Genomic DNA, 9,727 nt, shown 5'->3' with positions numbered 1-9,727 from the left:
ATCCAGCGGCGACGGACGGGGATGTACCGGCACGGCCCCGACCCACAACGCACCCGCACCGGCACCCGCACCGCCGGCGCGAGCGAACCCGCAGCCCTCAGTCGGTCACATCGATCTCGCACCGATTCGTCTCGACCCCCGCCGCGGTGACCACCTGCACCTCCACGCGCCCCGGCTCGACATCCACCGGCACCGGCACCGTCAGCACCGCGTCCGTCGGATTGCTGAACCCCCCGGACACCGGCACCAACGGCACATGCACATGCACCGCCCCGATCCGCACGACCATCCGCGACAAGCGGTCCGCGCTCTGCGCCCCGGGCGGCACGAACCCGGCCCCCCGGATCTCGATGTCGTCCCCGGTGCGAATGGGCGCGTCGAGGTCGCCCGCCTCTCGGGCACGGACCACGGAGAGGATCACCGGCCGCCCGCCCTCGGCGTACTTCCCGGCGAGATAGGTCGCGGCCGACACCAGCACCAGCACCGCCAGCCCCCACGGAAGATCCGGCAACTGCGACGGCCGCCGGGCCAGCCGCACCGCCGCGAAGACCAGAGCGACCCCGCTGATCACGACGTACTGGATGTCGGCGAAGCTCCCCCGCCCGGAGTCGTCGGTCAGCAGGTCCGCCGCGCGCGGCCGATCCGCGCGTAGCTTCTGCAGCCGCTGCCCCAGTACCCGCAGCCCGACCACCCGTCGCACCAGCACCGCCACCCCGCACAACACGGCGACGACGGTCACGACACCGGCGCCCCGGGCGAGTTCGAGCCCGGCGATGAGTTCGTCCCGGCGACCGTGCCCGGAGGCCGCCGCGAGCTGCCCCACCAGCACGAGCACCGCGTAGACCACGAGCAGCACCCAACCGGCGGCGACCGCACGGGAGGTGGAGAGACGGTTGTCCTCGCCGATGACCGGCGCGAGGGCTCCGCCCCGCGTCCGGTGCAGCCACGCCGCCCCGGTCAGGAGTCCGGCCAGGACGACCGCCGCGAGCAGCCCGGCCGTGCGCGCCGCCGTCCAGCCGGCCCCGATCGCGGTGAGCGCCTGCACGAGAAGGAGGGCGATCGCCGCACCCCAGACGGTGTACGCGGTGTACCGCCACAGCCGCCCCAGCCATGCCTCGCCTTCGAGGCGGCCGCGTTCGGCGACGAGGTCCGCGGACTGGGTGAGTTCGTCGGACACCCACTGCCGGGACGCGGACGCGGAGTGCGCGACGGCGGCGGGCAGTCCTTGCCCGGACGCCAACTCGTCGCGTTTGGCGAGGAATGCGGCGACAGCCCGCCGGTGCCCCGTACGCGCCCCGTGCGGGCAGTCCCCGCAGGTGCAGCCACCCTCGTGCACACCCGACCCCCCGCCCAGGCCACCGCTCGGGCCTCCACCCGGACCACTGCCCGGACCACCGCTCCGCCCGCCGCCCGGTCCGGTGCCCGACCCGGCACCCGACCCGGCACCGTGCCCCGCACCGTGTCTCGCCTCCTGCACCGCCACGCCCACTGCCGCCTTCCCGCGCCAGAAAACTCCGTACAGCCGAGGCATCACGTACGCCCGACCGACCGACCCACAGCCGAGGCTTCACGTACGCCCGACCGACCGTCCCACAGCCAAGGCATCACGCACGCCCGACCGACCGTCCCACAGCCAAGGCATCAGATACGCCCGACCGCCCCACCGCCGAGGCGTCACGTGCACCCGACGTCCGTACGCCTGGCGACCGTACGCCTGACTGCCGCACACCTGCCTGACAACTGCCCCGTGACGACAGCGAATTGTGCCGTACGAAGTGCGGCGCGCATGCGTCAGGTCGGGTCAGCGCGGGTGAAGTGCCGGACCCCGTGTTGACCCGGCTGCGAGAATTTCTCCATGGCCGAGATCATCCAGCGCGACGGGACCTGGGCCTTCGACGGCAGCGGTCAGGATCACGCCGGGACTGCACCGCACCGTGCCGCTGTTCCGGCAGACGTACGGGGAGATCTCCGTTCCCCTGGAGGCGGTGTCGGGCATCGTGTACGAACCCGAACGCAAGCGGGGCCGCCTGCGCCTGCGCGAGGGCGCCGACCCGCTGCTTCAGGCGACCGGGGGCCGACTGCCCGACACGGCGGACCCCTACCGGTTGGCGATCGACATCGACCGCTCCGGAGTGGCCGAGTACGTCGCCGAGGAGATCCGCCGCGCACTGCTCCTGGACCAGATCCCCAAGGAACCGGCGAAGACGTATCTGCTCCCGGGACCGCCCGTCCCGGTGTCCGTCCGTTCCAGCGACGGCACGGTCTCCTTCGACGGGACGCAGGTGCGCATCGACTGGGCGGACACCTCGGACCGGGTCAAGCGGGCGACGGGTCCGCGCATCATCGCCCTGGGCGACCTCGTACAGGTCGAGTGGCTGCCCAACTCCGGCTACGAAGACGGCTTCCTGCGGTTCGTGACGCGCGAGGCGGTCTTCTCCAAACTGCCGCCCGAGAAGGACCCGTACGCCCTCGATCTGTGGGGCAGCACCCGCCGCGACCTGCTCACGGCGCTGGTCGCCACCGCGGTCACGGCACGGCTGCCGCATCCCTCCACGCGCGTCGGCGAGTACGTCGACCGTCCTCAACCGTCCCCGGTGGTACCGCCGCGGTCCGACCATCACGACGTACTGCTGCGCCGTCTGCGGGAGTTGGGTGAGCTGCACAGCGACGGTGTCCTGACGGACGAGGAGTTCGCGATGACGAAGGCGGCAGTTCTGCGGGGCTTCTAGTGACGTCGCAGGAATCGGCCACCCTCGCCGAACAGAGCGCCGTCCGCACCGCGACAGACCCGATCCGAACGGCAGCCCCTGGGACCTGTCCGGTCGTTCACGGCGGAGACGCGGGGTGTGGCACGCACATCTGCACCGACCAGGCGCTGTTGGCATCCTCCACCGTGACCGACCGGACAGCCCCTAGCTGAGGAGATCAGGTTCGCTGCGGCTGATGTCCTGCCACAACGGCTGGTAGTTGATCCACGCCACCAGGTCGCCGCCGAGCTGTTCGCGGGTGGCGACCGCCTGCTTGTGGTCGATGAGGAGCGGCCGGCCCGCGGCCTTCGCGGTGAGCTGGACCTGGCTCGACCGCTCCATGGACAGGAACCACCAGGCCGCCGCGTCGACCGAGTCCCCGACGGTGAGCAGTCCGTGGTTGCGCAGCACCAGCGCCTTGCGGCTGCCCAGCGCGGACGCGATCCGGCGGCCCTCCTCCGCGTCGACGGCGACCCCGGTATAGGCGTCGTACAGAGCGTGGTCCTCGTAGAAGGCACAGCTCTCCTGGGTGATCGGGTCGAGCAGGTCACCGAGGGCGGCGAGGGCGCGGCCGTGCACGGAGTGGCAGTGGGCGACGGCGACGACGTCGGGGCGGGCGGCGTGGACCTGGGAGTGCACGGTGAACGCCGCCTGGTTCACGTGGTAGCGGCCCTGGATCACCTGCCCGTCCTGGTTGGCCATGACCAGGTCGCCCACGGTGACGTGCTTGAACGGCATGCCGAACGGGTTGACCCAGAAGCAGTCGCTGTACTCCGGGTCGCGCGCCGTGATGTGCCCGGAGACGCCGTCCTCGAAGCCGAGCCGTCCGAACAGCCGCAGCGCGCCGGCCAGCCGCTCCTTGCGGTGCCGCCGTTCGTCGTCCATCGATTCGTGCATCGGCGGCATGGCGAACCGCAGCTGGTCGGTGGGGCGGGGCAGGGGCGGGGTGGGCCCGTGCATAGGTCCTCCAGCACTGGCGTGTTCGGTACGGAGCGGAAGTTACCCGGGGTCAGCGCAGGAGAACAGGGGTGTTCCGTGAGAGAAAAAAGAGGAACAAAGAGGGACACCGATAAAACCCGACAGGAGATGTCGGGTATACGCGTAAGACTCGGGTCATGAACTGGGCAGCTCTCTCCCTGGCCGAACCGGTCCTCGCCGAGACCGTCGAGCAGCGCTTCGGCGCCTTCACCCACCACATTCTCGCGACCCTCCGCAAGGACGGCTCGCCCCGCACGTCCGGTATCGAGGTGCGCTTCCTGGACGGCGAGCTGTGGCTCGGCATGATGCCGGACTCCCTCAAGGTCCTCGACCTGCGCCGCGACCCGCGCTTCGCGCTCCAGGCGAACCCGGGTGCCGGTACCGACATGGGCGGCGGCGACGTACGGATCAGCGGGCGGGCGGTCGAGGTGGGCGACGACGCCCCCGCGAAGGCGGCGTACGTGAAAGAGGTGGAACCGCCGCAGCCGTTCCACCTCTTCCGCACCGAACTGGCGGAGGTCACGCGGACCTACGTCGAGGACGACACGTATCTGGTCGTCCAGGTCTGGAAGCCCGGCGCGCCGGTGCGCACGCTCAAGCGGACCTGAGGGGGAGGGTCACTCCCCCAGGGAGAGTGACCCCGGGGGGACTACTCCCACTCGATGGTGCCCGGGGGCTTGCTCGTCACGTCGAGCACGACGCGGTTGACGTCCGCGACCTCGTTGGTGATCCGGGTCGAGATCTTCGCCAGGACGTCGTACGGCAGCCGCGACCAGTCGGCCGTCATGGCGTCCTCGCTGGACACCGGACGGAGCACGATCGGGTGGCCGTACGTCCGGCCGTCGCCCTGGACGCCCACGCTGCGCACGTCCGCGAGCAGGACCACCGGGCACTGCCAGATGTCCCGGTCGAGACCGGCGGCGGTGAGCTCCTCGCGGGCGATGGCGTCGGCGTGACGGAGCAGGTCCAGACGCTCCTTGGTGACCTCGCCGACGATCCGGATGCCGAGTCCGGGGCCGGGGAACGGCTGGCGCTGGACGATCTCGTCCGGCAGGCCGAGCTCCTGGCCGACCATCCGGACCTCGTCCTTGAACAGCTTGCGCAGCGGCTCGACGAGCTGGAACTCCAGGTCCTCGGGGAGGCCGCCCACGTTGTGGTGGGACTTGATGTTGGCGGTGCCGGTGCCGCCGCCGGACTCGACGACGTCCGGGTAGAGCGTGCCCTGGACCAGGAACGCGACGTCCTCGCCCTCGGCGGCCTCGGCGATGATCTCCGCCTGGGCCTGCTCGAAGACGCGGATGAACTCGCGCCCGATGATCTTCCGCTTCTCCTCGGGGTCCGAGACGCCCTTGAGCGCGGTGAGGAAGCGCTCCTCCGCGTCCACGACCTTCAGCTGCACGCCGGTCGCGGCGACGAAGTCCTTCTCGACCTGCTCGGTCTCACCCTGGCGCATCAGCCCGTGGTCGACGTACACGCAGGTCAGCTGGGAGCCGATGGCCTTCTGCACGAGGGCCGCGGCGACCGCCGAGTCCACTCCGCCGGACAGACCGCAGATCGCGCGCTTGGTGCCGACCTGCTCGCGGATCAGGGCGACCTGCTCGTCGATGACGTTGCCGGTGGTCCAGGACGGGGTGAGACCCGCGCCGCGGTACAGGAAGTGCTCCAGGACCTGCTGGCCGTGCGTGGAGTGCATGACCTCGGGGTGGTACTGGACGCCGTAGAGCTTCTTCTCGTCGTTCTCGAAGGCGGCGACCGGGACGACGTCCGTGGAGGCCGTGACGGTGAAGCCCTCGGGAGCGGCGGAGCAGGCGTCGCCGTGCGACATCCACACCGGCTGCTCGTCGGGGGTGCCCTCGAAGAGGGTGGAGCCCGACTTCGAGACGTGCAGCGGCGTACGGCCGTACTCGCGGGCGCCGGTGTTGTCGACGGTGCCGCCGAGGGTGGTCGCCATCAGCTGGAAGCCGTAGCACATGCCGAAGACGGGGACGCCCGCCTCGAAGAGCTCGCGGTCCAGGCGCGGGGCGCCCTCCGCGTACACCGACGAGGGGCCGCCGGAGAGGATGATCGCGGCCGGGTTCTTGGCGAGCATCTCCTGGACCGGCATGGTGCTCGGCACGATCTCGCTGTATACCCGGGCCTCACGGACGCGACGGGCGATGAGCTGGGCGTACTGCGCACCGAAATCGACGACCAGGACGGTGTCGGGGGCGGCGGGGGACGCTTCTGGCACGGTCTGCCTTCCGGCGGTGAGCAAAAGGGTGTGTACGGCCGATTCTACCGGGGGCCGCGGTGGGGGTGGCGCCGCCGGGGTTCCCGGCCCGGGTCTCACCATCCGAACCTGCTTGGCCGGCGCCTCCGCGGGGGTGCATACTGCCGTCATGCTCACGCACACGACCTTCCTGTTTACCTATGGCAACCGGCCCACCGGCTGCCATGGTCGTGCTGCTTGAGCAACTGACAAGCGACTTCCCAGGCGCCCCGGGCCGACAAGGCCCGGGGCGTCTGCCGTTTCCGGGCCATGCCGCTCCGGGGCACCCCTTCCACCGAGGAGCCCCGCCATGACCGACGTACTCGACAAGACCGGCGCCCGCACCGACGAGGCCGCTGATGTGATCACCGGCGCCCGTGAGCGCATCGACGCCCTCGACGACCGGATCATCGGTCTCGTCCAGGAACGGATGGCCGTCTCGGCCGTGATCCAGGAGGCCCGGATCACCTCCGGCGGCCGGCGGGTCAACCTCTCCCGCGAGATGGAGATCCTCGGCCACTACCGGGAGGCGCTCGGCAAGCCGGGCACCTCGCTGGCCATGACCCTCCTCGAACTGTGCCGCGGCCGTGTCTGAAACCCGTGGCCCGGGTACGGCGAGGGAGCGGGGCGTCCGGGCCGCAGGGCCCCGTACCCGGCGTACGCACGTACGCATTCCGTCTCACCCGTACGGCGCGTGACCGGGTCGCCGCGGACTTCGTTTCTCCTGATGTCCGTGTCAGCCAGGGGCGGGCCCGAAAGAACCACGCGTGGCTCCGCTGGAGCGATGAGACGCACGGATCGTGCCGTGCGTCGTGGGACCTCGCTCCAGGTGGTGTGACCGGACGGCAGGGGACAGCAGCCCGGTCACTCAAGAGAACGGTCGGCTCCGGGGACGCCCGGGGCCGTCCGACGGAAACTGTTCAGCGGTGTCGCGGCGGTTGCGGAGGCCGTCGCCCATCGAAACACGATGCGAGAACAGCGCACACCGCACGGCCCACATGGTGCGGCCGGCCCGCGGGACGGCCCCCAGTCCCGTTCCGGACGCCCCCGTCGACCTTCACCGGACAACTGAATCCGTCGCCGCGGAGCCACACCGCCGCGGCGCGGCCGCCCAGGTTCGGCACCCCGCGCGCGCTCCTCGCGCACCGCGGCGCACGACCCGGCGGCCACCCCTGTGACCAGCGGCGCACCCCCGGCGCCGCTCCCAGGCACCGGCGCTGCCCTGACGTCGGTGCTGACGGAAGAAGGGCCCCGCGGACATCCGTCCAGCGGGGCCCTTCGCCGTGCCGGGGCACGCACGCGGTCAGGTGCGGGACACCGTGCCGCAGCCGACCGAGGCGGATTCCTGGAGGTCGCGACTGCGGTCGTACGGGTCGGTGGTCGGGCCCGTCGGCGGCGCGCCGGTGGGGGTGGTCGACACGAACTGCGGGTGCAGGAAGCCGTCGTAGACGTCGCAGGCGGAGTTGCCGATGTTCTCGGTGTACTGACGGACCGTCAATTTACCTGGGGTGACCCGGAACTTCCTCGGATCGGAGAACGAGACGTCGAGGACGCGGCGCACGATGGTGCGGGTCACCTCGGTCGACTCGCTCCCGGCCGGGGACACCGGATAGACGAAGGTGTAGTCGGCGTGGATGGCGACGGACGCGTCCTCGCCCGCCTTGAAGGTGATCCGGCCGCGGGTCTTGACCACGTCGCCGACCAGGCGTGCCTCGTCGGGGTCGAACCGGCTGAAGAGCGTCAGCGGATCGTGCTTCTTGTCCGGCGCGCGCAGCAGGCGGTTCACGTCGTCGACCATCCGCGGCTGCTTGGGGTCGAGGACGCCGATCGCCGCCTCGGGACGCTCGCCGCGCAGGGTCGCCGGGTCGAGGTTCGCCCCGACGAGCAGGTTCTTCGTCTGCCGGAGCGCGGTGGCCACCTGCTCCTTCGTGAGGGAGCCGACCGGGGCGGCTTTCGGGACGACGATGCCGGCCGCGCCGTCGGCCCAGCGCTCGGCGGGCGATCCCGCGAACGGCCGTTCCCTGGTGGGCGATCCGGAGTCCGCGGCGGAGGGCGGCACGGTCGGGGCCGCGGTCTCGGCGGGCAGCTGGGTGGCGTCCGAGGAGCCCCTGGCCGAGGTGCCGAACGGATCGCCGGGCAGCAGGGACGGCTTCATCGCGACGACCGCCGCGGCGACGGCGAGCGGGACTCCGACGATCGCCCACAGCCGGCGGCGCCGGGCGGCGCGCCCGTCCCTCTCGCGCCACGCGGGACCCGTCCGCCAGCCCTCGGGCTGGGCAGCCCGCCGCGCGTCCTTCCTGCCCCGACGGGAGGCCCGCTCCGCCTCCCGCGCGTCCTGCTGACGCAGCCGCTCAGTGACCATGCGCGCCCGCGCGGACGGCTCCTTGGGGGCGGAACTGCGGATGTCGCGTTCGCTGTCGCGCGCGAAGCGTTCCCACACGTCGTCGGGGACCGCGGGCTCCCCGGTTTCCTCGGGCTGTATGTCAGACACGAAGAACATTTCTAAGCGGTTCGAAAGGATGTACACAAGGCGGACCTGAATGTGACTCAGCCCACATAAAGATTCCATGAGTTGGAGGACAACCATTCTCAGCGTTCGCCGGTCACACCTGCAGAACCAACGGCCACACCCGCGCCCCACACGCGGAGGCCTCACCCATACATGCCATATGCGCGCCGCGAGTTCGTGGCGCACCGGACTTCCGAGGTCTTCATGAAGCTTCGCCGTGCCATGGCCACCGCGGCCGCGACGGCTGTCATAGCCCCGCTCGCGTTGCTGTCGGTCGCGCCGGCCGCGTTCGCGGACGATAGCCCCTCCCCGAGCGCCAGCGTGTCCGAGTCCCCGGTCGAGTCGGCGTCGCCGAGCCCGTCCGAGACCACCCCCGAGCCGTCCGACACAGCGTCGGCCTCCGCTTCCGCTTCCGCGTCCACGAGCGCCTCCGCTCCGGCGCCCAGCGACTCCGCTCCGGCGTCGTCCCCGGCGCCGAGCACCTCCGAGCCCGAGGAGTCGGAGTCCCCGGACCCCGAGCCCTCCGAGTGCGAGGACTCCAAGGTCCAGGTGTCCATCAGCGGCCTGCCCGGCAAGATCGCGGCGGGCAGCGGCTGGCACAAGTTCTCCCTGGACGTACTGAACAACTCCGACTCCACCCTGAGCGACCTCGGCTTCTTCGCCGGCGCGTCCTCCGACAAGGCGGGCGAGGACCTCTTCCAGAGCAAGAAGGTCCAGCTCCAGGCGTACAACCCGGCCGACAAGGTCTGGGAGGACGTCGACTCCGAGGGGTACGCGGTCGGTTTCGTCGGCTACACCGACGAGCTCAAGCCCGACTACGAGGTCGACATCCCGCTCCGCATCAACGTGAAGTCCAGCGCCCCGGTCGGCGCCGGCTTCTCCCTCGGCGCCAGCATCTACGGTGACGCCGACGCGGAGTGCACCGGCTTCGGCGAGGTCGCGTACAAGTTCCAGATCGTCGCGGCCGGCACGGACACCGGCGGCACCAAGCCGCAGGAAGGCGGCAAGGTTCCGGTCTCGGACAAGCCGGCCGACAAGAGCAACACGCCGGAGGTCGACGGCAGCCTCGCCGAGACGGGCTCCAGCTCCGCCCTGCCGATGATCGGCCTCGCCGGCGGTATCGCCGTCGTCGCCGGTGCCGGTGCGCTGGTCGTCGTCCGTCGCCGCAAGTCCGCTGGCGCGACCGCGTAACACGCGCCTGCACGACTGACGCGGGCATCAGCCTCGCAAGAAAAGAAGGACCTG

General features: G+C 71.1%; 7 protein-coding genes and 1 pseudogene. 4 read left to right on the top strand and 4 right to left on the bottom strand.

Annotated features, from left to right (window positions below; all coding sequences use genetic code 11):
* Positions 1-97: 97 nt before the first annotated feature.
* On the bottom strand, positions 98-1,336 hold the full coding sequence (locus ABZX90_RS24010; RefSeq protein WP_355207807.1) for a hypothetical protein: 1,239 nt from the start codon (positions 1,334-1,336) through the stop codon (positions 98-100).
* Positions 1,337-1,855: 519 nt separating this feature from the next.
* On the opposite strand from ABZX90_RS24010, the pseudogene ABZX90_RS24005 reads away from it, so the two are divergent.
* Positions 1,856-2,729 (top strand): annotated as a pseudogene (locus ABZX90_RS24005) (DUF4429 domain-containing protein).
* Positions 2,730-2,912: 183 nt separating this feature from the next.
* Here ABZX90_RS24005 and ABZX90_RS24000 read toward each other — a convergent pair.
* The gene (locus ABZX90_RS24000) at positions 2,913-3,707 is read right to left on the bottom strand and encodes a class II aldolase/adducin family protein (RefSeq protein WP_351126642.1); all 795 of its coding nucleotides are present in this window, start codon (positions 3,705-3,707) and stop codon (positions 2,913-2,915) included.
* A 155-nt stretch (positions 3,708-3,862) separates the two neighbouring features.
* Here ABZX90_RS24000 and ABZX90_RS23995 point away from each other — a divergent pair, with 155 nt between their 5' ends.
* Positions 3,863-4,333, top strand: coding sequence for a pyridoxamine 5'-phosphate oxidase family protein (locus ABZX90_RS23995; protein WP_351126640.1), 471 nt, complete (start codon positions 3,863-3,865; stop codon positions 4,331-4,333).
* Between the two features lie 41 nt (positions 4,334-4,374).
* Here ABZX90_RS23995 and guaA read toward each other — a convergent pair whose 3' ends face one another.
* Positions 4,375-5,955, bottom strand: coding sequence for a glutamine-hydrolyzing GMP synthase (gene guaA / locus ABZX90_RS23990; RefSeq protein ID WP_355207802.1), 1,581 nt, complete (start codon positions 5,953-5,955; stop codon positions 4,375-4,377).
* Between the two features lie 328 nt (positions 5,956-6,283).
* Here guaA and ABZX90_RS23985 point away from each other — a divergent pair, with 328 nt between their 5' ends.
* The gene (locus ABZX90_RS23985; protein WP_351126637.1) at positions 6,284-6,568 is read left to right on the top strand and encodes a chorismate mutase; all 285 of its coding nucleotides are present in this window, start codon (positions 6,284-6,286) and stop codon (positions 6,566-6,568) included.
* A 708-nt stretch (positions 6,569-7,276) separates the two neighbouring features.
* Here ABZX90_RS23985 and ABZX90_RS23980 read toward each other — a convergent pair.
* Positions 7,277-8,473, bottom strand: a complete 1,197-nt coding sequence (locus tag ABZX90_RS23980) for a hypothetical protein (protein ID WP_351126635.1) — start codon at positions 8,471-8,473, stop codon at positions 7,277-7,279.
* A gap of 213 nt (positions 8,474-8,686) precedes the next feature.
* On the opposite strand from ABZX90_RS23980, the gene ABZX90_RS23975 reads away from it, so the two are divergent.
* Complete coding sequence (locus ABZX90_RS23975; protein WP_351126633.1) at positions 8,687-9,673, top strand: LAETG motif-containing sortase-dependent surface protein; 987 nt, start codon at positions 8,687-8,689, stop codon at positions 9,671-9,673.
* The last annotated feature ends 54 nt before the right edge of the window (positions 9,674-9,727 follow it).

The organism is Streptomyces sp. NPDC002935 (genome assembly GCF_040611295.1).
Taxonomy (GTDB): domain Bacteria; phylum Actinomycetota; class Actinomycetes; order Streptomycetales; family Streptomycetaceae; genus Streptomyces.
This window is presented reverse-complemented; position numbering and strand designations above follow the sequence as displayed.